The 22,612-nt window shown below is 46.7% G+C and carries 26 protein-coding genes and 1 tRNA gene; 23 read left to right on the forward strand and 4 right to left on the reverse strand.

Going from position 1 to position 22,612, the window contains the following annotated elements; genetic code table 11:
- Positions 1–136: 136 nt before the first annotated feature.
- The 3 genes from ACWGOO_RS14655 to ACWGOO_RS14665 all read left to right on the forward strand — a co-directional run bounded on the left by ACWGOO_RS14655 (position 137) and on the right by ACWGOO_RS14665 (position 2,454).
- A complete protein-coding gene (locus ACWGOO_RS14655; RefSeq protein WP_025683689.1) occupies positions 137–898 on the forward strand; it encodes a ParA family protein in 762 nt (253 codons plus the stop codon).
- The gene (locus ACWGOO_RS14660) at positions 891–1,733 is read left to right on the forward strand and encodes a ParB/RepB/Spo0J family partition protein (protein WP_452484544.1); all 843 of its coding nucleotides are present in this window, start codon (positions 891–893) and stop codon (positions 1,731–1,733) included. The genes ACWGOO_RS14655 and ACWGOO_RS14660 overlap by 8 nt, the downstream gene beginning before the upstream one ends.
- Positions 1,734–1,932: 199 nt before the next feature.
- Positions 1,933–2,454: a DUF4446 family protein gene (locus tag ACWGOO_RS14665; protein ID WP_452484546.1), complete on the forward strand. Its 522-nt coding sequence runs from the start codon at positions 1,933–1,935 to the stop codon at positions 2,452–2,454.
- Here ACWGOO_RS14665 and yyaC read toward each other — a convergent pair.
- Positions 2,408–3,013, reverse strand: a complete 606-nt coding sequence (gene yyaC / locus ACWGOO_RS14670; protein WP_452484547.1) for a spore protease YyaC — start codon at positions 3,011–3,013, stop codon at positions 2,408–2,410. The genes ACWGOO_RS14665 and yyaC overlap by 47 nt on opposite strands.
- A 309-nt stretch (positions 3,014–3,322) precedes the next feature.
- Here yyaC and ACWGOO_RS14675 point away from each other — a divergent pair, with 309 nt between their 5' ends.
- The 3 genes from ACWGOO_RS14675 to ACWGOO_RS14685 all read left to right on the forward strand — a co-directional run bounded on the left by ACWGOO_RS14675 (position 3,323) and on the right by ACWGOO_RS14685 (position 4,656).
- Positions 3,323–4,273 (forward strand): mechanosensitive ion channel family protein, encoded by a 951-nt coding sequence (locus tag ACWGOO_RS14675; RefSeq protein WP_452484549.1) that lies wholly within the window; start codon positions 3,323–3,325, stop codon positions 4,271–4,273.
- Positions 4,263–4,487, forward strand: coding sequence for a DUF951 domain-containing protein (locus ACWGOO_RS14680; protein ID WP_025683694.1), 225 nt, complete (start codon positions 4,263–4,265; stop codon positions 4,485–4,487). The genes ACWGOO_RS14675 and ACWGOO_RS14680 overlap by 11 nt, the downstream gene beginning before the upstream one ends.
- 78 nt (positions 4,488–4,565) lie before the next feature.
- A tRNA-Ser gene (locus ACWGOO_RS14685) sits at positions 4,566–4,656 on the forward strand.
- Between the two features lie 439 nt (positions 4,657–5,095).
- On the opposite strand, the gene ACWGOO_RS14690 is transcribed toward ACWGOO_RS14685, so the two are convergent.
- The 3 genes from ACWGOO_RS14690 to ACWGOO_RS14700 all read right to left on the reverse strand — a co-directional run bounded on the left by ACWGOO_RS14690 (position 5,096) and on the right by ACWGOO_RS14700 (position 6,245).
- Complete coding sequence (locus ACWGOO_RS14690) at positions 5,096–5,341, reverse strand: YqaE/Pmp3 family membrane protein (protein WP_452484908.1); 246 nt, start codon at positions 5,339–5,341, stop codon at positions 5,096–5,098.
- A 24-nt stretch (positions 5,342–5,365) separates the two neighbouring features.
- Entirely contained in the window at positions 5,366–5,683 is a 318-nt protein-coding gene (locus ACWGOO_RS14695; protein ID WP_452484551.1) for a hypothetical protein, read from the reverse strand.
- A gap of 367 nt (positions 5,684–6,050) precedes the next feature.
- Positions 6,051–6,245, reverse strand: a complete 195-nt coding sequence (locus tag ACWGOO_RS14700; RefSeq protein ID WP_044648140.1) for a YjzC family protein — start codon at positions 6,243–6,245, stop codon at positions 6,051–6,053.
- 246 nt (positions 6,246–6,491) lie between these two features.
- On the opposite strand from ACWGOO_RS14700, the gene rpsF reads away from it, so the two are divergent.
- From rpsF to ACWGOO_RS14785, 17 genes are all read left to right on the forward strand, one after another.
- Positions 6,492–6,776 carry a 30S ribosomal protein S6 gene (gene rpsF, locus ACWGOO_RS14705; RefSeq protein WP_044648139.1) on the forward strand — a complete coding sequence of 95 codons (285 nt, stop codon included), beginning with the start codon at positions 6,492–6,494 and terminating at the stop codon, positions 6,774–6,776.
- 49 nt (positions 6,777–6,825) lie between these two features.
- On the forward strand, positions 6,826–7,317 hold the full coding sequence (gene ssb / locus ACWGOO_RS14710; protein WP_452484554.1) for a single-stranded DNA-binding protein: 492 nt from the start codon (positions 6,826–6,828) through the stop codon (positions 7,315–7,317).
- Between the two features lie 21 nt (positions 7,318–7,338).
- Positions 7,339–7,611 (forward strand): 30S ribosomal protein S18, encoded by a 273-nt coding sequence (gene rpsR, locus ACWGOO_RS14715; RefSeq protein WP_013312800.1) that lies wholly within the window; start codon positions 7,339–7,341, stop codon positions 7,609–7,611.
- Positions 7,612–8,146: 535 nt separating this feature from the next.
- On the forward strand, positions 8,147–9,883 hold the full coding sequence (locus ACWGOO_RS14720; RefSeq protein ID WP_452484556.1) for an ABC transporter substrate-binding protein: 1,737 nt from the start codon (positions 8,147–8,149) through the stop codon (positions 9,881–9,883).
- A gap of 68 nt (positions 9,884–9,951) precedes the next feature.
- The gene (locus tag ACWGOO_RS14725) at positions 9,952–10,914 is read left to right on the forward strand and encodes an ABC transporter permease (protein ID WP_452484558.1); all 963 of its coding nucleotides are present in this window, start codon (positions 9,952–9,954) and stop codon (positions 10,912–10,914) included.
- 11 nt (positions 10,915–10,925) lie between these two features.
- Entirely contained in the window at positions 10,926–11,849 is a 924-nt protein-coding gene (gene opp4C / locus ACWGOO_RS14730; RefSeq protein ID WP_452484560.1) for an oligopeptide ABC transporter permease, read from the forward strand.
- Positions 11,850–11,862: 13 nt separating this feature from the next.
- Entirely contained in the window at positions 11,863–12,846 is a 984-nt protein-coding gene (locus ACWGOO_RS14735) for an ABC transporter ATP-binding protein (RefSeq protein WP_452484562.1), read from the forward strand.
- The gene (locus tag ACWGOO_RS14740; protein ID WP_452484564.1) at positions 12,843–13,808 is read left to right on the forward strand and encodes an ABC transporter ATP-binding protein; all 966 of its coding nucleotides are present in this window, start codon (positions 12,843–12,845) and stop codon (positions 13,806–13,808) included. Before ACWGOO_RS14735 ends, ACWGOO_RS14740 begins: the two co-directional genes overlap by 4 nt.
- A gap of 94 nt (positions 13,809–13,902) precedes the next feature.
- Entirely contained in the window at positions 13,903–14,121 is a 219-nt protein-coding gene (locus ACWGOO_RS14745; RefSeq protein ID WP_452484566.1) for a hypothetical protein, read from the forward strand.
- Positions 14,122–14,236: 115 nt separating this feature from the next.
- The gene (locus ACWGOO_RS14750; protein WP_452484568.1) at positions 14,237–15,295 is read left to right on the forward strand and encodes an LCP family protein; all 1,059 of its coding nucleotides are present in this window, start codon (positions 14,237–14,239) and stop codon (positions 15,293–15,295) included.
- Positions 15,296–15,341: 46 nt separating this feature from the next.
- On the forward strand, positions 15,342–15,770 hold the full coding sequence (locus tag ACWGOO_RS14755) for a CBS domain-containing protein (RefSeq protein ID WP_452484570.1): 429 nt from the start codon (positions 15,342–15,344) through the stop codon (positions 15,768–15,770).
- 54 nt (positions 15,771–15,824) lie between these two features.
- On the forward strand, positions 15,825–16,127 hold the full coding sequence (locus tag ACWGOO_RS14760; protein WP_452484571.1) for a MazG-like family protein: 303 nt from the start codon (positions 15,825–15,827) through the stop codon (positions 16,125–16,127).
- A 5-nt stretch (positions 16,128–16,132) separates the two neighbouring features.
- Positions 16,133–17,050: a DUF2232 domain-containing protein gene (locus tag ACWGOO_RS14765; protein WP_452484573.1), complete on the forward strand. Its 918-nt coding sequence runs from the start codon at positions 16,133–16,135 to the stop codon at positions 17,048–17,050.
- A gap of 11 nt (positions 17,051–17,061) precedes the next feature.
- On the forward strand, positions 17,062–19,050 hold the full coding sequence (locus ACWGOO_RS14770) for a DHH family phosphoesterase (protein ID WP_452484575.1): 1,989 nt from the start codon (positions 17,062–17,064) through the stop codon (positions 19,048–19,050).
- Positions 19,047–19,490, forward strand: a complete 444-nt coding sequence (gene rplI, locus ACWGOO_RS14775; protein ID WP_452484577.1) for a 50S ribosomal protein L9 — start codon at positions 19,047–19,049, stop codon at positions 19,488–19,490. The genes ACWGOO_RS14770 and rplI overlap by 4 nt, the downstream gene beginning before the upstream one ends.
- A gap of 2 nt (positions 19,491–19,492) precedes the next feature.
- The gene (dnaB, locus tag ACWGOO_RS14780) at positions 19,493–20,851 is read left to right on the forward strand and encodes a replicative DNA helicase (protein WP_452484578.1); all 1,359 of its coding nucleotides are present in this window, start codon (positions 19,493–19,495) and stop codon (positions 20,849–20,851) included.
- A gap of 379 nt (positions 20,852–21,230) precedes the next feature.
- The gene (locus ACWGOO_RS14785; RefSeq protein WP_452484580.1) at positions 21,231–22,517 is read left to right on the forward strand and encodes an adenylosuccinate synthase; all 1,287 of its coding nucleotides are present in this window, start codon (positions 21,231–21,233) and stop codon (positions 22,515–22,517) included.
- Positions 22,518–22,612: the final 95 nt, after the last annotated feature.

The following is a 22,612-nucleotide window of genomic DNA, read 5'->3' on the forward strand; positions in this document are numbered from 1 at the left end:
TTAAAACCGCAGCATACTCGTATTCTATTCTAAAAATTGCCGTTATCCGTAAGCTAATGATGGAGAATCGTCTTAATAAAGGATTTTGCAATAAAGGAATATAGCAGGATTCCGATTAAATTATGAGGTGAATGAAGTGTCAAAAATAATAGCCGTAGCCAATCAAAAGGGCGGAGTGGGCAAAACAACTACTTCCGTGAATTTGGGCGCCGGACTTGCTTCCCTCGGCAAAAGGGTATTGCTCGTGGATATCGACCCGCAAGGTAATACAACCAGCGGTGTGGGTATCAATAAGGCGGATGTGGCAAATTGCATTTATGATGTACTCATTAATGAGGTTGATCCTAGCGAAGCGATTGTCAGTACACAGATTGAGGGTTTGGATATTATTCCGGCCACCATTCAACTGGCAGGAGCGGAAATCGAGCTGGTGCCGACCATTTCTCGTGAACTCCGATTAAAAAGATCGCTCCAGCTCGTCAAGCATAAGTACGATTATATATTGATTGATTGCCCTCCATCGTTGGGGATTTTGACACTTAATTCTTTAACGGCCTCTGATTCGGTCATTATCCCCATTCAGTGTGAATATTACGCATTGGAAGGATTAAGTCAGCTATTGAATACTGTACGATTGGTGCAAAAGCATTTGAATACTTCACTGCAAATTGAAGGCGTGCTGCTGACGATGTTTGACGCTCGCACGAATTTGGGTATTCAAGTGATTGAAGAAGTGAAAAAGTATTTTCAAAGTAAGGTTTATCAGACGATTATTCCACGCAATGTGAGGCTCAGTGAAGCACCATCACATGGTCAATCCATTATTACGTATGATCCCCGCTCCCGTGGGGCAGAGGTATATATTGAGTTGGCAAAGGAAGTGGCATCTTATGAGTAAACGGTTGGGAAAAGGGCTGGATGCACTCATTCCCTCCCTTACGGTCAATGATGAGGACAAGGTTGTTGACATTCCGCTTAGCCAGTTGCGTGCAAATCCGTACCAGCCTCGAAAAACGTTTGATGAGGAATCGATTAAAGAACTGGCAGAATCTATTCGCCAGCACGGTGTTATCCAACCTATTATTGCACGTAGTGTATTAAGAGGCTATGAAATTATTGCAGGTGAAAGAAGGTTTCGGGCTTCCCAATATTGTGGGAATTCGTCGATACCTGTGGTTGTTCGCAATTTTACCGATCAGCAGGTAATGGAGATTGCCCTGATTGAGAATTTGCAGCGTGAAAATCTGAATGCTATGGAAATAGCAGTAGCTTATCAGGGATTAATGGATCAGTTCTCGTTAACTCAAGAGGAATTGTCCTTGAAAGTGGGCAAATCGCGCTCTCATATTGCGAATTTCCTTCGTTTGCTTGCATTGCCGGAGGAAGTTAAGGATCATGTTTCACGTGGAACACTATCTATGGGACATGCCAGAGCGATTGTTGGGCTCAAAGATCCGGACATGGTGAAGCAACTGGCGACACAATGCATTGAGCAGCAGTGGAGTGTTCGGGAGCTGGAAGAAGCCGTACAGCAATTAGATCATAAGCCTGGTGAAGCGAAGGCCAAGCCCAAGATGAGAAAAAAGGACCCTTTTATTGATCATATGGAAGAGTCCTTGCGTGAACGTTTTAAAACAACTGTGAAAATCAAGCATAACAAGGATAAAGGTAAAATCGAATTGAATTATTACAGCCAGCAGGATTTGGAAAGATTACTGGAACTATTGCAGTAGTCTGCATGAAATAGGACATGTCTCCTTGATCGAAGCGGGAAATGAGATATGTCTTTGCTTTGTCTGGAAGTGAAAGAATCAGAATGGTCTGGATGGATAATCTAATAGTCTTCTGTTATTTGTTTCGCTGTTCTCAAACGTTTAAAATAAGAGGTATGCAGTGACATGATTTTGGAGGTAGAGGAGTAGAAGCAAGCATATGGCTGAATTGAATGGACTAATCATGGAACAGCTTGCCGGAATCGTTGCAGGAATTGTGCTCATTTTGCTCATCCTGTTGATCGTTATCATTGTGCAGGGTGCAAAGTTGAAGAAGATGCGGCGAAAGTATGAAACCATGATGGCAGGCAGCGGTGTCGAGAATTTGGAAACGCTGTTGATTGATTTGAAGGTACAAATGGATACGATTGAGGATGAGCAGGAAGTCCATCGTGCAAGTATGGAATCTCTACACAGTAAACTGACTGGCCTGAAGGGACATGTAGGGATCAAACGTTATAATGCCTTTGACGAGCGAGGGAGCGATCTAAGCTTCTCCATAGCTATTGTAGATGGCAATCAGGATGGTATCGTATTAACCGGTATTTATAACCGGGATGGCTCTTATGTGTATGCCAAGCCCCTGGAAGCGGGGCAGTCATCTTATTCCTTATCCCCTGAAGAGAAAGAAGCTGTTACTCTTGCGCAGCAAGCAGGACGGAACGGTAATGCCACTCCTTAATCGCGGAGTATAAGCTGCCAGCAATGATATCTGATAATTTCATGACCAGATTTAGTCTTGTATTTTGCAACACAAAGTATTCCATAAAGCCGCCGACGTTAACGATTCCTGTCAAATGGATATCGCCGACCGGCGGTAATTCTTTATTTACCCCCGCTCCAGGCTTCAAAGGCCCGTCCGCAACCTGAATGCATCCAACGCTGGAGGTTTGTCCAAGACATGCGTCTATGCCGATAATATAGGGCTGGTCGTACCGGGTGTGTATACCGTCCAGTGTTGTTTGCAGATTCATAGCATGTACAGGCTCCTCCAATGTTCCGTAAAGGTGAAAGAGCGGGCTTTTATAGCGAGACAAATGAGTACCTACGAGCGGGCCGAGACAATCTCCAGTAGAACGGTCGGTGCCGATGCAAATAATAACGATATTTTGCAGACTGGGCGCCTGGTGCAAATGGAACAGCAAACGATGGATGATGGCTGATTGGATCCCGGGGTCGGTGTGTGATATTTTTAAGCTAAGGGGTTCTTGCCCCGGAATGAAGTCAGGTGGATGAGTCATGGAATCTTCCTTTCGCTCTGTAATGGAGTGTGCAGGTTGCGCTCGTTTATATAGGCAGTTATGCTGTTGGCATAGCATTGATCAGAGATGAACACCGGCAGTATAATTGCCTTAGAGAACAGCTATTAGCCTGCGGGTAACATCTATTCTCAAGATAGTAGCTAGTATATGGATAAGTTTGGGGTTTTATACTCGGTGAAGTAGATTATTCATAGCAAAATGAATGAAGCCATTAGATGGGCTTATGTAGTAGAAAATAGAATTTGGGAAACCAGAAAAGTGGGTCCTTGTGTAAGGAGGAGCAACAGAATGACCTTAATGCGTTGGTTGGAGAACAATACAGAGACGTCTGCTGTTGTGAAGGATGCGATACACTGGAAGGATGTTATATGGGGATGGTTTACAGATAGTGCGATGTGGTCGACCTTGTTGTTTGTGATTTTGAAGATCGCTATTATTTTCATCATCACACGTATCTTTATTCGGGTTATTAATAAAATTATAGATAAGTCGATGCAGCAAAAGGGAGAGAACGGCAGATTTCGATTGAATACCAGGCGGCTAACAACCGTCGGAGAACTGCTGAAAAATGTAACCAATATCGTATTTAATTTCATTCTGATTATGCTGGTATTGTCTCAAATGGGTATTAATCTCGGACCTCTGATTGCTGGAGCCGGAGTGCTTGGATTGGCCGTTGGTTTTGGGGCGCAGAGCTTGGTTAAGGATGTGATTACCGGGTTCTTTATCATTTTCGAGGATCAGTTTGCCGTAGGAGACGTTATTCAGACAGGAACCTTCAAAGGTACGGTAGAAGTGATTGGGCTGCGTACAACCAGGCTGGTGAGTTGGAAAGGAGAGGCTTACATTTTACCTAACGGCTCCATTACGGCGGTTACGAACTTTTCCATGTCCAACTCGTTGGCGGTTGTAGATGTACCGATGAAGGTAGAACGTACTCTGGAGGAAGCTGTTGGTTTGGTAAAACAAGCGATCCATGGAATTGAAGAGTCCAATGTGCAGGTGCTGAATATACCGGATGTTCTGGGGGTTCAGTCCATGACTACATCAGAGTATATTGTGCGTGTTGTGGCGGAGTGTATGCCGAATACAGGGGCTGCGGTAGAACGTGATATTCAGAATAACATCAAGAAGGCACTAGAGGATGAGGAACATCGTCAGAGCGCCCTGGAGACGGCGGTAGCCCTCGAGAAGGAAGACGAGCAGGAAAGAAAAGGGGGAGAGAAGGGTGGAGCGTAAGTCGTTTGAGCTGGGGGATATTGTGCAGATGAAGAAGCCCCATCCCTGCGGAACGAATGAAATGGAAATTATCCGCATGGGTATGGATATTCGGATCAAATGTGTCGGTTGCCAGCACAGTGTTCTGATTCCGCGTGCCAAGTTCGAAAAGAATATGAAGAAGGTGCTGCGTTCAAAAGCCAACGCTGACGGGCAGAATTCGGAAACAAACTGAGCCAAGGGTAACTGAGTGATTTTGGGAAACAATGAGCTTGCATCATGGGCACAATGATGATATAATAATCTTTGCTGCGGAAAGGTACCCAAGTGGTCTAAGGGGGCTGACTCGAAATCAGTTAGGCGTCGCAAGGCGTGCGTGGGTTCGACTCCCACTCTTTCCGCCACTAAAAATATATCGCGCTGTATCAACGTTTACAGTCCGATATGTGGATCGAAAGCTATACGATTTTACACGAAATTGATCTAGATGATTCTGATATACCTAAATGATTCCGTTAACCTCTTACGCTAAACACGCGTAGGAGGTTTTTTAGTATGACGGATTGCCAAGCCAAGTGCGACAGTTCCTCTGAAAAGGATTCGTGAGCCGTTTTCCATCCCAAACCTTTTCGTGGTCTGTGATTAATCAGATAGAGAGCCTTTTCCAAGGCTTGGAGTTCGTGACTAATGGTCGCAGGGTGCCTGCCCAGTTCCTTGTACTCCGCTCTCAATACCCACGTAAGGGTGACGCCATAAACGCCTAATTTCACGTAAAAAGCCCGTGTCCTCAACGTAGAGGATTACGGGCTTTTTCGTCGTTTATACGAGTGGAGTTAAACTCCGTCATCGGTTCTGCCCGCGCTGTACTGCGCGGATTAGCTCTTCGTTTCGCAAGTCAGCTTTGTGGCTGTTTACAACGACCAGCGCGTGAATAACACCAGGGATGAAGAAAAATAGGCACAGTATAAAATTTAAAATAGCCTGGCCGGGTATACGTAGATATGGAACTGAACCTTCTGAGGAACAAGGGATGAGTGTTGAGGTGCGAATAAAATAAAAAAGATGCCCTTTAACAGTGACAGGTATCAGCTGTTAAAGAACACCCCTTTGTTGTTATAGCTGGTTTGGCGGGTAGTTATAGCGTTTTGTTTTTTTCGAGCCGGAGACCATCAGAAGGATTGCTGCGATCAAATGGAGAATCCAGCCTAGAACAGGTATCCAGGCCAATAAAGAGGTCAATATCCCCCATACAGAGCCATAGATCGCCTCCTGATTGCGTAACGACAGGATGAGTGTTACTGCATGCAGGACCAACATGAATCCCAGAGCCGAGTAACCGGTCCCCATGACAATAGCTCCTCCCACAATCGGTACGGCAAGCACCAATTCGAATATACCTGATATCCACTTTAATATTCGAGAATAACTCATCTTAGAACCTCCGTAAATAGTAGGTCTTTGTACTTGGATATATTGTAGCAGAAGGAGCCGGATTAATCTGCATTTTACCAGTATATGCAAAAATTCCAGTAATGCAACAAAGGAGGACCTCAAAGGTCCTCCATCGTAGGCGATACATTTTTAACAGGATACGATCTGTCCAATCACATCACGAAACTCGGTGTACTTACAAGCAATACCAGTGTTGAAAAGACAGTGTCCTTTTACACAAACCTAACGCTTCTAATGCCCGGAATGGATCTCCTAACAGTTTGTTCGGCTACGTCATCCAACGGAACCACACCTCTCTGTTGTATCGCCTAATTATAATATGGCCCGAATGTCGAGAAAATATACATTAATGAACGCGGGCTTTCGTTTTTTTCTTCCATTTGCGATTATGGTTGGTCGTCTCTGGAAAAGATTCGCCTCTTTCCAGTGTCACTTGCTGCGGGTTTTGAATTTCCGTATGAAAGCTTCTTTCTCCGACTTCCATATATACGCCGTCATTTGGCGCTTTGTCGCCTGGCTCAAATTCGGTTTTTTCACCCATAAGGTTGTTCCTCCTTTACTACATGGATTTGAACTGCAACGGTTATTGTGCGCTGACATGAGCAGAAACATGCGGGAACAAGCACACGGAATGTATGAAGCTTAATTAGCTGATTTACATCGCATGGACTCAATTGCAGGTTGCAATCAGCTGTCCGATTTGGTAAACTGTTTTAGTGCGAGTTTAGGCTCGTTCCTTGCTCTCAACCAAGATTGAGGGCCTTATGTCCATAAGGAGGTGTAAAGAATGCGCAAATATGAAGTGATGTACATTATTCGTCCTGACATTGAACAAGAAGCTGTTCAAGCAGCAGTCGATAAATTCCAAGGTATCATCTCCAACGGCGGTGGCGAAATTACGAGTCACGATGTAACTAAACGTCGTCTTGCGTATGAGATTAAGAAATTCCGTGATGGTTCTTTCGTTCTGGTAAACTTCACAGCAGAACCTGCTGTAGTTGCTGAGCTTGAGCGTCTCATGAAAATTTCTGACGAAGTAATTCGTTATCTCATTACGAACGACGTAGCTTAATTATTGTACGTGATTATGTAATGAACAACGCTCAAAGGAGGGGATTGGATTGTTGAACCGTGTCATTCTGATCGGTCGTTTGACCAAAGATCCAGAGCTGCGCTATACACCGTCTGGTGTAGCAGTAACCCAGTTCACCCTGGCTGTAGACCGTCCGTTTACGAGTCAAGGCGGCGAACGGGAAGCGGATTTCTTGCCGATCGTAACCTGGCGTCAGCTTGCTGAAACATGCGCTAACTATCTTCGCAAAGGTCGTTTAACGGCTGTTGAAGGCCGTGTTCAGGTGCGTAATTATGAGAACAATGAAGGAAAACGTGTATACGTGACTGAAATTGTAGCTGATAATGTACGTTTCTTGGAATCTAACCGCGATGGCGGTAACGGTGGCGGCAATAGCGGTGGAACTGCGCGTGAGGAGTCTCCTTTCGGAGGCGGTAACAGCAATAGTGGACGCGGGAATAATAACTCGCGAAACAATCAGGATCCTTTTTCCGATGACGGAAAACCGATCGATATTTCGGATGATGATTTACCATTTTAATTGGGAAAGGACTGACAAAGAATGGGCTTCAGACAAAGAGAAGGCGGAGACGATAACAAAAGACCAGCTCGTCGTGGTGGTCGCAACAAACGTCGTAAAGTATGTTTCTTCACTGTGAACAAAATTACTCACATTGACTATAAAGATACAGACCTGCTTAAAAAATTCATCAGCGAACGTGGAAAAATTCTTCCTCGTCGTGTGACTGGAACAAGCGCGAAATATCAACGTATGTTGACAATCGCGGTTAAACGTTCCCGTCAAATCGCATTGCTTCCTTACACTACTGAATAGTAGTTTTATGGAAGAAAAAAAAGAGGCGTTCCCGAAATCGGGAACGCCTCTTTTTATGATTTTTTTTATTGACAACAAGTCCCATGTATTGTAACTTACTAATAATACAATCCATGTTTAACCATTAGTCGTAACTCAGTTTTTCTGGTTTCATTTGGGATCGCACGTTCCCCAACTCGCCAGAAAAATTTGAGATTTCTGAAATTTTATTTTATATTACATGAAAATTTGGATCATCGGAATTTCTTCGAATAAAATTTATAAACTTTACAAAAATAGATGATTTTCATTTTACATTACACAAAAAAAGATTTTGACGTTTTATTATTTTAAATTTAAGAAAAACTTTAATAAAAATGTAATGTTTATTAGTATCCTAAATTGACCGAAGGTCTAAAAACACGTGTTTACGCTACCGTTGGTAACGGTAAGGAGGATGTCACAGACTTCATTTTCAAACCTCAGGCTTTAACGAATCAACGCAGGAAAGAGACAGGCTGTTAAATAAAAGAGCCGACTAAGGGGGATTAACAGAATGGTGCAAACGAAGAAATGGGTTTCTTTGCTTATGATGCTTATGATCGTTGGTGTTCTGTTTGCAGGGTGTAGCGGTGGTGCTAATGAAGCACAGCCAGGCAATACGGATACTAAAACGGAGCGTAAAGAAGAGAGTGCACAAGTTACGAAGGGTGTTATTAAAGCAAGTGATCTGACGCAAAATCCGCCGGGAGCTACGAACCGGAAGGATAATATTGTGGTCGGTATGCAGTCACCTAAAGGAGTATTTAACCCATTGTTCTACCAAACGATTTATGATCTATATGTAGTCAGATCCGTATTTGATTCCTTTTTACAGGTGAAAGCGGATGGTACATACGAAAATAGCCTGGCTGACAAGATTGATGTGTCGCAGGATGGCTTGAAATACATGTTCCACCTGAAGCCAGGTGTGAAGTATAGTGACGGGACACCAGTAACGGTGAAGGACTATGCTTTTGCCCTGAAGGTACTGCATGATCCGAATTACGATGGAGAAACCGATATTCTGTCTTTCAAAATTAAAGGCGGCAAGGAATATCATGATGGCAAGGCGGATGATATTTCGGGTGTTAAAGTCATTGACGATAACACAGTAGAAGTAACGGTTACAGAAGCAACAGCTTATACAAAGGATTTTCTGGGCAGCGAGATTTATTTTATGCCAGAAGCTTACTACGGAAAAGGATTCAAACGCGGCAGCCTGGACAGCATCAAGGCGCTTAACAATAAGCCACTCGGCTCCGGGCAATATGTGATGAAAAGCTTTTCCCCCGGTCAACAAGTTGTACTTGAAGCCAATCCAAACTACTTCAAGGGCGCACCGAAGGTAAAATCGGTTATTTTCAAAACGACGACAAAAGAAACCAACTTGTCTATGCTGCAAACGGGGGAAACCGATATAGACAATGTTACGGTTACAGAAGATAACGTAGAGGAATTGAAGTCTCTGGGCTTCCTGGACGTGAATATTATGCCGAACAATGGCTACGGATATATTGCCTTGAATCACAAAGAAAAGAAATTTCAGGACCCTAAGGTGCGCCAAGCTCTGACCATCGGTTTGAACCGGAAGGAGATTGTGGAAGGGGTGTATGGTCCGTATGCGAACGTCATTAACATTCCACAATCTACAGAAGCCTGGTCTTATACGGATGAAGGCATTAACAAATATGAGTTTAATACCGCTAAAGCAAAGGCTTTGCTGGATGAGGCTGGCTGGAAGGTTGGAGCGGACGGTATCCGCGAAAAGGACGGCGAAAAGTTTACCATTAACTTCTCAGCGACTGCGGATAATCCAATAGTAGAGGCCTTGCTACCGATCATGTCCAATAACTACAAGGAGCTGGGTATCAAATTGACATCCGAAACCCTAGATTTCAATGCCATTATGGATAAAAAGGATACGGGCAAGTTTGATATGTTCTTTGCTGCTTGGGGATTGACACCTGATCCGGATAATACGGTTTATATTACGAACGGTGCACAAAACGATGTTGGATACTCTAACAAAAAGGTCGATGAATTGACGTTAGCCGGCAAGCATGAATTGAATCAAGAAAAGCGCAAACAGATATACAAACAGCTCTATAAGGAGTTGAACAAGGATTTGCCAGTTATTTTTATGTACCAACGCAGAGATATGTGGCCAGTTAATGGGCGTGTATCCGGCTTAGAAATTACACCATACAAAGATTTTGAATTCAGTCTGTATAACGCTCAGCTCGCTCAATAAGGATTGCCAATCGTATGCTCAGCTCTCACGGGCTGGGCATATCACTTTATTCGTCTGGAGGAATGATTATGAGGCAGTATATTATTCGAAGACTGCTGCAACTCATCCCCACACTCATTGGCATATCCATTATCGTATTTACGATTTCAGCCATGGTGCCGGGTGATTATATTACAGCCAAGCAGAACCCGAACATGACCGCCGAAAAGGCACAGGAGCTACGACATATCTACGGGTTAGATAAGCCGGAGTACCAACGCTATTTTATATGGGCGGGTAATATGCTGAAGGGTAATATGGGGGATTCATTACAGCATAAGCAGTCGGTAACGAAGGTCATTGGCAATTATGTATGGAATTCTTTTATTATTGCTTTTTTCAGTCTTATTTTTAGCTGGCTGATTGCGGTTGTTGCCGGGGTATTTTCAGCAAAGTTCCAATACTCGTTATTCGATAAGTTTGTCACGCTATTCATATTTTTGTGTATGTCGCTGCCGTCTTTCTTTATCGGTCTTTTGGTGATCAAAATATTTGCACTGGAATGGGGGGTTCTTCCGGTTGGAGGTATGACAACAGCAGGGATGGAGCCGGGCTCATGGGCTTATATTGTGGATGTTCTCAAGCATATGTTCCTGCCAACGCTTGTTCTTACGATGCTGAGCACAGGCAGTCTAACCCGGTATTTCCGTACAGGTATGCTGGAGGTTATTCGTCAGGATTATATTCGTACTGCACGCGCTAAGGGCTTGAAGGAACGGACGGTTATTTTCAAGCATGCTCTGCGCAACGCGCTGATTCCGGCCATCACGCTGCTTGGCTTTGAGCTTCCGGCTTTATTTGGCGGGGCGATGATTCTGGAAAAGGTATTTGTGTGGCCGGGTGTGGGACAAGTCTATCTGGAGTCGATCAGTATGCGGGATTATCCGTTTATGCTGGGCTTCACTATTTTCCTGGCGGTTCTTACGCTCATCGGTAATTTGCTCTCGGATGTATTGTATGGCATGGCAGATCCAAGAATTCGCTTGAAGTAGGAGGGATACTATTGCCCGCAGAAAAAGTCACGATTGAAACCAACCAAAAGGCGGCGGTCCGTCCTGAAGCGTCTCCGTGGAGAATCACCGTTCGCCGTTTTAACCAGAACCATTTGGCTTTGGCTGGACTCATTATATTGATTCTTATGGTGGTCATTTGTATATTTGGACCGATGATTTCACCTTATCATCTGGATGATTACAAGCTATCTGACAAAAACTTAGCCCCGAATGCCCAGTACTGGCTGGGGACGGATAAGTTTGGCAGAGATATTTTGCTGCGTACGATGCTGGCTGGCCGTATTTCTTTGATGGTGGGGCTGGTAGCCACGTTTATTTCGGTCATGATCGGTGCGACGTTGGGAGCACTGGCAGGATTCTATCGCAAGGGCGTGGATACGATCATTATGCGGATTGCCGATATTTTTATGGCATTGCCTACCTTGCCGCTGCTGATTATTTTAGGCGCCGTTCTGTCCGATTTAAAGGTTGATCCAGCGAAACGGATTTATTTTCTAATGCTCATTATCGGGGTCTTGAGCTGGACGAGCTTGTCCCGTCTGGTCAGAGGGCAGATTCTTACGCTGCGTGAGCAGGAGTTCATGCAAGCGACGGAAGCGCTCGGCTTGAGAGACCGCCGTAAAATATTCCGCCATCTGCTGCCGAACACGATTCCTACGATTATTGTAACGGCTACGCTCGGGGTGGCTGGGGCGATTATCACGGAGTCTGCGCTCAGTTACTTGGGAATCGGCGTTGTGCCGCCCCAACCTTCGTGGGGTAACATGATTTCGGCTGCGAACAATCTGATCGACTTCCGCAAACGGCCTTGGATATGGGTTTCACCGGGAATGTGTATTTTGATTACGGTTGTAGCAATTAACCTGATTGGCGACGGTTTGCGCGATGCACTAGACCCTAAAATGAAGAAGTAGGAGACGGACACTTATGGAAAATGCTTTGATTGAATTTCGTAACCTGAAAACCCACTTTCGCACCTCTAGTGGAACTGTCAAAGCGGTCAATGACGTCAGTTTTAAAATACGTGAGGGTGAAACGCTCTGTGTGGTAGGAGAATCCGGCTGCGGCAAAAGTGTAACGGCGATGACGATGATGCGGCTGATTGATTCTCCCCATACCTCAGACGGTGAAATCTGGTTTGAGGGTAAAAATCTGTTGACACTGAATAAAGGTCAAATGCAGCAAATTCGAGGCAATGACATTTCAATTATTTTTCAGGAGCCTATGTCTTCGCTGAATCCAGTGCTTACCATTGGAGAACAGATTACGGAGCCTCTGCTGATGCATACATTAATGAGTAAAAAAGAAGCACGTACCCGGGCGATTGAGTTGATCAGTCTGGTGGGCATTTCGCGTCCGGAGGAAATATTTCATTCGTATTCGCATGAACTGAGTGGTGGTATGCGCCAGCGAATTATGATTGCTATTGCACTGAGCTGTAATCCGAAGCTGCTGATTGCGGATGAGCCGACAACGGCACTGGATGTTACGATTCAGGCGCAAATTCTAGATCTCATGCGGGATTTGAAGGATAAGCTTAAAACGTCTATTATGCTGATTACGCATGATTTGGGCGTAGTGGCGGAGATGGCCGATTATGTGGTCGTCATGTATGCGGGGAACGTTATTGAAGAGGCTCCCGTCATTGAGCTGTTCAAAAACCCGCAGCATCCGTATACGCAAGGGTTATTGAAGGCGAAGCCTGTCATTAATCAGAAGATCGATCGGCTGTATTCAATCCCTGGTCAGGTTCCCAACCCGATTGAGCTGGAGGAAAATTGTCATTTTCATGATCGGTGTGCGCATTGTTTACAAATCTGTAAGGATCAGGCCCCTCCTCTGCACGAAAAGAAGAACGGTCATAAGGTTGCCTGCTGGCTATATGAGGAAGAAGGAGGGCAACGGGTATGAGCGAGCCTTTAATTCAAGTGGAAGGTCTGAAAAAATATTTTCCGATCACAGGCGGGATTTTTCAGCGTACCGTGGGACATGTGAAAGCGGTCGATGATGTATCTTTTAGCATCCATAAGGGAGAGTCCTTTGGTCTGGTAGGAGAATCTGGTTGCGGCAAAAGCACGATTGGACGTACGATTCTCAGGCTGATGGATAAGACAGAGGGATCGGTGCGATACAAGGGAGAGGACTTGCATGCGTTAAGTAAGGAGCAGATCCGTGCGCTTCGTCCGAAGCTGCAAATTGTCTTTCAGGACCCTTTTAGCTCATTGAATCCGAGAATTAAGGTAGGTGAAGCCATCGGAGAAGCATTGCTGGATCACGGATTAATTGACCGTAGTAAGCTGCGGGAAAAGGTTAACGAGACGCTGGATATCTGTGGGCTATCCGCCTATCACTATGATCGGTATCCGCATGAGTTCTCCGGCGGTCAGCGTCAGCGGATCGGGATTGCGCGGGCTTTGATTTTGAATCCTGATTTTATCGTGGCTGACGAGCCGGTATCTGCACTCGATGTGTCTATTCAGGCTCAGATTATTAACTTGTTAAGTGATTTGCAGCAGGAACGGCAGTTGACCTATCTGTTCATCTCGCATGATCTAAGTGTGGTCGAGCATCTGTGCAGCCGCATTGGTGTGATGTATCTAGGCTCGATGGTGGAGCTAGCTTCCAAGGAAGAGCTGTTCCGCAATTCGCTTCATCCGTATACGAAGGCGTTGCTGTCGGCGGTTCCCATTTCGGATCCGACGATCAAGAGACAACGAATTGTGCTAAAAGGGGACATTCCTTCCCCAGCGAATCCGCCGTCAGGCTGCAAGTTCCATACGCGCTGTCCTATGGCGGAGGTCCGTTGTAAAACGGAAATCCCAGCGTATCGGGATGCGGGCGATCAGCATTTTGTGGCCTGTCATTTTGCCTAGAAACATAGTAGAAAGCCTTTTTGAATCATTTGAATTATAAAAATCTTCCAGCCTGCAAGCAGGAATTGGCGGGTTTTTTGCTATGGAATGGAAAATGTTAAAAATTGTATCTTTTTTTGATGCGGGATGTTGCTTCACCGGCACAGCCGAACGGCATGACAGAAGGCTGGTTGCTGTGGCGCTGGGAGCACCGAGCAAGGAGGAACGGTTCGAGCAGACACGGAAGTTGTTCGACTATGGTTTCGCTCTGTCTACCTCTTTCCCAGTAAAGATGCAGAATTTGGTGAAGTTGGATAAGACACGGCACTTTTGACAACAAGGTAGCAGACCTTTTATGCTGTTGGAGGGGAAGTTTCCGCTTCATAAGGGCCTGATTCGGTTTAATAAAGATATGGAATTTATTGAAGTAAAGAAGGAAGGAACCTGTTATGGAGAGAAGATATAGGGGAAGGACAGGCGGAAAGCCTAAAAAGAAAAAAAGGTTTACCGCTCTATATATTTCATGTATTGTTTTGTTTCTGATTGCAGCGGGAGGATATCTGTTCCGTAAACAGCTGACACTGGTGGCCTTTGACTGGTTCGTATCTCCGACGTTGGAGAGCAAGCTGGAGAAGTCCTTTCAGCCGCGCCAGTCGGAGGGACAGAAGCAGCCGGAGCCGGTTGCTTATCGGAGAGGGCCGTTTTCGGTGCTGCTGCTTGGTACGGACCAAAGGCCGAACGAAAAGGCGCGTGGCCGCTCGGATACGGTTATTTATGCGGCTGTACGGCCTGCGGAATCGCGTGTGCTTCTAGTTTCCATTCCAAGGGATACGTATGTCCAGATTGCCGGACATGATCCAAATCATGACGGTAAGGATGATTTTGATAAGTTGGGACATGCTTATGCGTTCGGAGGCGAAGATATGTCCATGGCCACGGTAGGGAAGCTGATGGAGCATAAGGCCGATTATTATGCTACGATTAATTTTCAGGGAATTCAGGATGTTGTAAATGCGGTGGGTGGGGTTGAGCTTCCAATCGATAAGCCGATTGAGAATAAAAATCCGCTGCATATCAAGTTCCGTATCGAGGCGGGCAAGCCGCTTTATAATGGTGAAGAAGCGATGTATTATGTTAGATATAGGGAAGACAGCGACTTTAACCGTACCAAACGGCAGCAAATTTTTCTGAATGCAATGACGGATAAGCTGTTGAATATCAACGGGATCTCCAAGATTCCGGAGCTGCTCGATATTATGGGAGCCAATTTCAAGACGGATATGGAGCCTACTTTTATTACAGGGCTTGGCAAGCAGGCTATTTCGCAGGGTCAACCACAAATTTCGAGCTTTACGATTACGGGGAAAGGTTTTAAGAAGAAGGGCCTGTATTATGACCGGGCCAATGAACAGGAACTCGAATATGCTAGACTCATGATCGCGAACTGGCTGGATTCCGGCACAACCCCGCAGACGCTGAAGCTTCCCGACAAGCAGAACATTCAGTGAGTAATCATTTGATTTTACATTTGATGTTGAGGAGGATTCGTTTCTCATGAATATTGCTTTTTTCTTGCTTCCCAAAAAGGAGGTTGCTTGTGTAACGGCGGATGCTACTTTACGGCAAACGTTAGAGCGGATGGAGTATCATCGTTTCACAGCGGTTCCAATTTTGGATAAGGAAGGTAGATATACCGGCACAGTTACAGAGGGTGATCTGCTGTGGCATATGAAAGAATCTGAGGGGGAAATTACCTTTGAAAACGCTTCGAAGTTCATGCTCAAGGACGTTCCGCTTCGGGTTTCAATCAAGCCGGTGTCGATTGATGCCAATATGGAGGATTTAATTAATTTGGCTAAGGTACAGAACTTTGTACCCGTTGTGGATGATATGGAACGGTTTATCGGCATTGTTCGCCGTAGTCAGATTATTGAATATTGTGAAAAATTCGTGTCCAGAGAATCACTTAACTCGTCACCTTAAAGCATGCTATAATGGAGAATAAAGCTTTTTCAGAGGGGTGTGACTCTTCATCATATGCCTAAAGAACTGGATGTGGTTAAACGGGCCAAGGTGATTGAATGGCTCAAAACAGAGGTACTTGACCAGGTATCTTGTCTGTTTAAAGCGATGTGGGAAGGCAGTACAGCCCGCATTGGCGATTGTCTGGCGAGTCTGATGATGAGCAGTTATATTTTGGGAAGACGTCTCGGGGTGTCTTACCGTGAATTGGATGATCTCCTCATCGACAAGCTAAGAAAGCACAGAAAAGAAGGACACCAGTTGGAGGATTGGTATCAGGACATATCCGCACTGGAAGAACATATGCGTAAGAGGTGAAAACTTTGAAATTCCGCTTGGCAACTGTAGCATGGAGCGTTATTTATTTGCTGCTGCTGCTGTCTCTATTGACACCCTTAAGAATCTTTACCGTATTTTTGCTGATTGTGCCTGGCGTTGTATTGTTTTCGTCGCTGCCTTTCAAGGGATTTCTGATTCATGTCATACCGGTGCTATTGATTATAGCGCTACAAGATGTATATTTGCTGCTTCCCGCGATTTATTTTCTGATCCCCGCATTGTTGATGGGACGGGTATATAAAAAGGGAGCACCTGCTTTTCAGGTATTGATGACCGGAACGGGTGTGATTTTAGCCGAGTTGTTGGTTGTACTGCTCATTGCTACGTATACCTTCGGGTTTGATCTTTCGCAGTATCTTCGTGATCAGGCTGCTATATCGGCCAATCTGGTACAGCAAATATTAAATGGCAATCCGAAGCTTCCGGGCATGAATTGGACAGCAGAAGATACACAGAGACTCGGTACGATGATGATCGGCAAAGTGTCATATGTGCTGATCCTGACCTCGTTTTTACTGGCTGTGATCACGCACGCTCTGGCGCGTCCGGCATTGAGCAGCCTTGATGTGCCTGTACGCAAAATGAAGCCTGCCCGAGAATGGAGGCTGCCACGCGCGCTCATCTGGTATTACCTGCTGGCGATTGTGTTTGAGTGGATGGGCATGTCCTCTGACAGCAGTTGGGTTCAGGCGGTTGCGGTTAGTATGTTGCCGCTGATCCATGCGTGTTTTATTATCCAGACGATCGGCTTTATTTACTTCTGGACGCATAGTCGTAACATGAGCCCGGTGATCGCGTTGCTGCTGTCGCTCGTCGTTCTGGTGTTCCAGCCGCTCCGCATTATCGGTATTATTGATTTGGCCTTTCCGCTGCGCGAAGCTATTACAAGATCAAAGAAATAGGGTGAACAGTCATGCCTAAATTTCTACAAAAACGCTGGCACGGCTATCAGACTATCTGGGCGTTTTTACTGCTGCTGGTGCTTGTCATATGTATTTCCATGTATAACTGGGAACTAGGTGTGATGGGACTGCTGCTGTCATTCTTGCTCGGCGGGCTGATGCTGAAGACGGAATTGGATTTCCGTCGGGGACTGAATCAATATATCAGTGGCCTTTCCTTTCGCATCAAGCGGGTGGAAGGGGAAGCGGTCAGCTCACTGCCGTTCGGCATCATTTTATACAGTGAAAATCGAACGGTGGAATGGCACAATCGGTTTGCAGGGGAAATGTTCGAGGACCAGTCACTGATAGGCGAGCCGCTCCAGAATCTGTTTCCTCAACTGGCAGGAGCTTTGGGCGCCAAAAAGGAAATGAAGGAGCCTGTTCGTGAGCTAAAGGTGGAGCTACAGCATGATGAGCGCTACTATCAGTTCCTCATCGTGCTGGACGAGCGTCTGATTTATTTGTATGAGGTAACGGAGTTGGCGGTGCTGCGCAAGCAGTATGAAAACGAGCGGCTGGCGCTCGGCATCGTTATGCTCGATAATATGGATGAAGCCGCTCAGGGAATGGACGATCAGCAGCGTACCGCGCTTATTGCGAAGGTGTCGAGCGAGATTACATCATGGGCGAACCAGTACAATATTTATTTGCGTCGTTTGTCATCCGAGCGTTATCTCATCATGCTGAATCACAAGGCGCTCCAGGAGCTGGAGCAGAGTCGATTCATCATTCTGGATACGGTACGGGAAATGACGGCTGATTTGAAAGTGCCAATGACCCTGAGCATCGGCTTGTCCTTCGGCGCGGAGAGCATCAAGGAGCTGGGCGAGCTGGCTCAGTCCAGTCTGGATATGGCGCTCGGACGGGGTGGCGACCAGGCGGCGGTGAAGGCCGGACAGCGTCTATCTTTTTACGGCGGCAAGTCCAATGCTGTCGAAAAGCGTACACGGGTGCGCGCACGGGTCATTGCGCATGCGCTGCGTGACCTGATGCAGGAGAGCGACCGCGTGCTGATCATGGGACACAAAATACCGGACATGGATGCACTGGGAGCAGCCATTGGGGTGTGGAAGGCCGCAGCGCTCTATAATGTAGAGGCGCACATCGTGCTGGATAAATCCAATCCGTCCATCGAACGGATGATGGAGCAGGTGAACAAGGACGAGAATCTGTCGGCAGCGCTCATGACACCGGAGCAGTCGCTCCAGTTGATGACCGAGCACAGCCTGCTGGTCGTGGTGGATACGCACAAGGCCTCAATGACGATTGAGCCAAAATTGGTGCAGACGGCGAGCAGGGTGGTCGTTGTAGATCATCATCGTCGGGGCGAGGAGTTTATTAACGACTCTGTTTTGATTTATCTGGAGCCATATGCGTCGTCGGCTTGTGAGCTGGTGACGGAGCTGCTGCAATATATTCATGAGAAGGTTCAACTGACGCCGCTGGAGGCGACATCGTTGCTTGCAGGGATTACCGTGGATACCAAGCATTTTTCCTTGCATACAGGCTCGCGGACGTTTGAGGCCGCCGGTTTTTTGCGGCGTAGCGGGGCGGATACAGTGATGATCCAGCGCTTGTTAAAAGAGGACCTGGATGAATATATTGCTAAGGCGGAAATTATTAAGCATGCTAAAATGATATATGAGCACATCGCGCTTGCGGTGACAGAGCCTGGACAGAAGATACCGCAGCTCCTGATTGCTCAGGTGGCGGATTCATTACTCAATATGACGGATGTACTGGCTTCTTTTGTGGTCAGTGAACGTCCTGACGGCCTGGTGGGGATTAGCGCCCGTTCACTCGGACGCATGAACGTACAGGTCGTCATGGAACGGCTAGGCGGCGGAGGACATCTGACGAATGCGGCGGTTCAGCTGGACTGTCCGCTGGAGGAAGCCAAACGCAGAGTGGTCGACGTGCTGGCCGAAATTGATGGGGAAGAGGGGTTATTTGAATGAGAGTGATTTTTATTAAAGATATGAAGGGTCAAGGCAAGAAGGGACAAATTAAGGAAGTATCGGACGGTTATGCAGCGAATTTCCTGCTGCCACGCGGTGTTGCCCGCCCGGCGACGGAAGGGAATATGAAGACGCTGGAGAACCAGAACGCTGCTGAGGAAAAGCGTAAGCATGAGGAAAAAGAAGAGGCGCAGGCACTCGGTAAAAAGCTGGAATCCACAACCGTTCAGCTGAAAGCAAAAGCTGGTGAAGGCGGTCGACTGTTCGGCGCGATTACAAGCAAGCAAATCGCGGAGGCTGTCGCTAAAACTGGCATCAAACTGGACAAACGAAAAATCGAGCTGGAAGAACCGATTCGTACGTTGGGCGTGACTCAAATGACCGTCAAGCTTCATCCTGAGGTCAAAGCTACGCTGAAAGTACAGGTGACTGAAGAATAATTATGGGCGGCGAATTTTTCGATCGGATTCCTCCGCAAAATCTGGAGGCAGAACAGGCGGTTATCGGGTCCATTTTGCTCCAGTCCGAAGCACTGATTACAGCGATGGAGCGGGTGCAGACCGAGGATTTTTACGATAAGGCTCACCAGATGATTTACGAAGCGATGATTGAGCTGGGTGAATCCGGGCAGCCTATAGACTTGGTTACCCTGACCTCGAAAATTCAGGACAAGGGTCAGTTGGAGGATATCGGGGGCGTCAGCTATCTGGCGAAGCTGGCTCACGGGGTGCCGACAGCGGCTAACGTGGATTACTACGCTCAGATCATTGAAGAAAAAGCGATGCTCCGCCGATTGATTCGTGCAGCCACGCAGATTGTGAGCGAAGGCTATAGCGGTGGCGAGGACGTCGCCGGTATGCTGAGCGATGCCGAGCGCAAGATTATGGAGATATCCAACGGGCGTTCGGGTAGCGGTTTTGTTGCCATCCGCGATGTCGTGATGGAAGTGTTCGACCGGGTCGAATTGCTGCACCAGAACAAGGGCAATACGACCGGGATTCCATCCGGTTTTGTTGATTTGGACAAGATGACGGCGGGTTTCCAGCGCAATGATCTAATCATTGTGGCAGCTCGTCCATCCGTAGGTAAAACGGCGTTCGCCCTGAATATTGCCCAAAACGTTGCGGTTCGGGCGAAGGAGACGGTAGCCATCTTCAGTCTGGAAATGTCGGCGGCCCAGCTCGTTCAGCGGATGATCTGCGCCGAGGCCAATTTGGACGCGAACGTGATGCGGACGGGTGATTTTAAGGGCGACGACGATTGGGCGAAGCTGACAATGGGCATTGCGGCCTTGTCGGAGGCTGAGATCTATATTGACGATACGCCGGGTATTACGGTTGCGGATATCCGTGCCAAGTGCCGCCGTCTCAAGACGGAAAAGGGACTGGGGATGATCGTGATCGACTACTTGCAGCTCATTCATGGGCGCGGGAAGTCGGGCGAGAACCGGCAGCAGGAGGTATCCGAAATTTCACGGACCTTGAAGCAAATTGCCCGTGAGCTTGAAGTGCCTGTAATCGCCCTTTCCCAGTTGAGCCGGGGGGTGGAGCAGCGTCAGGACAAGCGGCCGATGATGAGTGATTTGCGGGAATCCGGTTCCATTGAGCAGGATGCTGATATCGTAGCGTTTCTGTACCGGGATGATTACTATAATCAGGAAACCGAAAAGAAAAATATTATTGAGATTATCATTGCTAAGCAACGTAACGGCCCGGTCGGTACGGTAGAGCTGGTGTTTCTCAAAAATTATAATAAATTCGCCAATTATGAGCGCGCTCATTCGGATGCGTTCGCTGGATAACGGAATGATATATTTGAAGAAAAGGCTCTTTCGACGCGGTTCTCGCGATGTCGGAGGGGCCTTTTACATATCCTTTCATATGTTTTCATACAAGGCCCGAAATTCTCAATTACGAACAATACTATTTTCATGTGATATAATGTTCGCTTTTTATTTGACTTTGAAAAATGGTGCTGTTACACTTATAGTGCTGCTTCAACGCAGTGGGGAGATCATTACGCCCGGGGCTTTCCGTACCTACGGAATGTCGGCGACGGACGTTTTTTCCTGCTGTCCGAGAACGTTCTATATCTGCCCGCTCAGGCGGTTGAAGTCAGATATACGTAGCGCGTCAGCCCAAAATCAGAGTGTCTGTGGGCACTCCACGGAGGAATGAAACATGTCAACTGTAGTCGTTGTGGGAACACAATGGGGAGACGAAGGCAAAGGTAAAATTACGGACTATCTGGCGGAAAGCGCTGAAGTGGTGGCCCGTTACCAAGGCGGAAACAATGCTGGTCATACGATTCTCATTGACGGTAAAAAGTACAAGCTGAGCCTGATTCCATCCGGCGTTTTTTATGAAGATAAAAAGTGTGTCATTGGCAACGGCATGGTAGTTAATCCGGCCGCTCTTATTGAAGAAATTACTTACATTCACGATAATGGCTTTTCTACGAAGAATCTGGTCATTAGTGACCGTGCACATGTTATTATGCCATACCACATCACGTTGGATGTGCTGGAAGAAAACCGCAAAGGACCTAACCAAATCGGTACTACGCGTAAAGGGATCGGCCCTGCTTATATGGATAAAGCGGCTCGTAACGGTATCCGTATTGCTGATTTGCTGGACGCGGAGGAATTCGAAACGAAACTGCGCCTTCAAGTGAAGGAAAAGAATCAAGTGATCGAAAATGTATACGGCGGCGAGCCGCTGAATGTGGATGAAATACTGAAACAATACCTGGAGTATGCAGAATTTGTTCGTCCTTATGTAGGGGATACGTCTGTTGTGCTGAATGATGCGATTGACGCGAATCAAAAGGTACTGTTCGAGGGCGCTCAAGGCGTTATGCTCGATATCGACCAAGGTACGTATCCGTACGTTACGTCCTCGAATCCATCGGCTGGCGGCGTATGTATCGGTTCCGGTGTAGGCCCATCCAAGATCCAACAGGTCATTGGTGTAGCCAAATCGTACACAACTCGTGTCGGTGACGGTCCATTCCCAACGGAACTGAATGATGAAATCGGCGATTACATCCGTGAAACAGGTCATGAGTACGGTACTGTTACAGGTCGTGCTCGTCGCGTTGGCTGGTTCGACAGTGTAGTTGTGCGTCATGCTCGCCGTGTCAGCGGACTTACAGGTCTGTCCCTGAACTCGCTGGATGTATTGACAGGTCTGAAAACGGTGAAAATTTGCACAGGCTACAAGTTCCGTGGTGAGGTGATTACGCATTATCCGGCTAGCTTGAAAATGCTGGCGGAGTGCGAAGCAGTATATGAAGAAATGCCGGGTTGGAGTGAAGACATTACTGGCGTGAAGACGCTGGAGGAACTACCTGAGGCTACTCGTAATTACGTACAACGCGTATCCGAGCTGACAGGTATCCCAATCGCGATCTTCTCTGTTGGCCGTAACCGCGATCAAACGAACCAAGTGCTTCCGATTTATCTGTAAGACAGTATAATTGTTTCCATTTGTTAAGGCGTTATGCCTATTTAATTGTATAGCTATTCCTGCACGACCAAGGAGAGAGAGGCTGTTAAAGCCTT

Source organism: Paenibacillus sp. NPDC055715 (assembly GCF_053617595.1).

Excerpts from the sequence above, each read along its gene's own strand:
- ACWGOO_RS14660 (WP_452484544.1), top strand. The coding sequence starts at position 891 with ATGAGTAAACGGTTGGGAAAAGGGCTGGATGCACTCATTCCCTCCCTT.
- ACWGOO_RS14665 (WP_452484546.1), top strand. The coding sequence starts at position 1,933 with ATGGCTGAATTGAATGGACTAATCATGGAACAGCTTGCCGGAATCGTT.
- yyaC (WP_452484547.1), bottom strand. The coding sequence starts at position 3,013 with ATGACTCATCCACCTGACTTCATTCCGGGGCAAGAACCCCTTAGCTTA.
- ACWGOO_RS14675 (WP_452484549.1), top strand. The coding sequence starts at position 3,323 with ATGACCTTAATGCGTTGGTTGGAGAACAATACAGAGACGTCTGCTGTT.
- ACWGOO_RS14695 (WP_452484551.1), bottom strand. The coding sequence starts at position 5,683 with ATGAGTTATTCTCGAATATTAAAGTGGATATCAGGTATATTCGAATTG.
- ACWGOO_RS14700 (WP_044648140.1), bottom strand. The coding sequence starts at position 6,245 with ATGGGTGAAAAAACCGAATTTGAGCCAGGCGACAAAGCGCCAAATGAC.
- rpsF (WP_044648139.1), top strand. The coding sequence starts at position 6,492 with ATGCGCAAATATGAAGTGATGTACATTATTCGTCCTGACATTGAACAA.
- rpsR (WP_013312800.1), top strand. The coding sequence starts at position 7,339 with ATGGGCTTCAGACAAAGAGAAGGCGGAGACGATAACAAAAGACCAGCT.
- ACWGOO_RS14720 (WP_452484556.1), top strand. The coding sequence starts at position 8,147 with ATGGTGCAAACGAAGAAATGGGTTTCTTTGCTTATGATGCTTATGATC.
- ACWGOO_RS14725 (WP_452484558.1), top strand. The coding sequence starts at position 9,952 with ATGAGGCAGTATATTATTCGAAGACTGCTGCAACTCATCCCCACACTC.
- ACWGOO_RS14735 (WP_452484562.1), top strand. The coding sequence starts at position 11,863 with ATGGAAAATGCTTTGATTGAATTTCGTAACCTGAAAACCCACTTTCGC.
- ACWGOO_RS14740 (WP_452484564.1), top strand. The coding sequence starts at position 12,843 with ATGAGCGAGCCTTTAATTCAAGTGGAAGGTCTGAAAAAATATTTTCCG.
- ACWGOO_RS14745 (WP_452484566.1), top strand. The coding sequence starts at position 13,903 with ATGTTAAAAATTGTATCTTTTTTTGATGCGGGATGTTGCTTCACCGGC.
- ACWGOO_RS14750 (WP_452484568.1), top strand. The coding sequence starts at position 14,237 with ATGGAGAGAAGATATAGGGGAAGGACAGGCGGAAAGCCTAAAAAGAAA.
- ACWGOO_RS14755 (WP_452484570.1), top strand. The coding sequence starts at position 15,342 with ATGAATATTGCTTTTTTCTTGCTTCCCAAAAAGGAGGTTGCTTGTGTA.
- ACWGOO_RS14760 (WP_452484571.1), top strand. The coding sequence starts at position 15,825 with ATGCCTAAAGAACTGGATGTGGTTAAACGGGCCAAGGTGATTGAATGG.
- ACWGOO_RS14770 (WP_452484575.1), top strand. The coding sequence starts at position 17,062 with ATGCCTAAATTTCTACAAAAACGCTGGCACGGCTATCAGACTATCTGG.
- rplI (WP_452484577.1), top strand. The coding sequence starts at position 19,047 with ATGAGAGTGATTTTTATTAAAGATATGAAGGGTCAAGGCAAGAAGGGA.
- dnaB (WP_452484578.1), top strand. The coding sequence starts at position 19,493 with ATGGGCGGCGAATTTTTCGATCGGATTCCTCCGCAAAATCTGGAGGCA.
- ACWGOO_RS14785 (WP_452484580.1), top strand. The coding sequence starts at position 21,231 with ATGTCAACTGTAGTCGTTGTGGGAACACAATGGGGAGACGAAGGCAAA.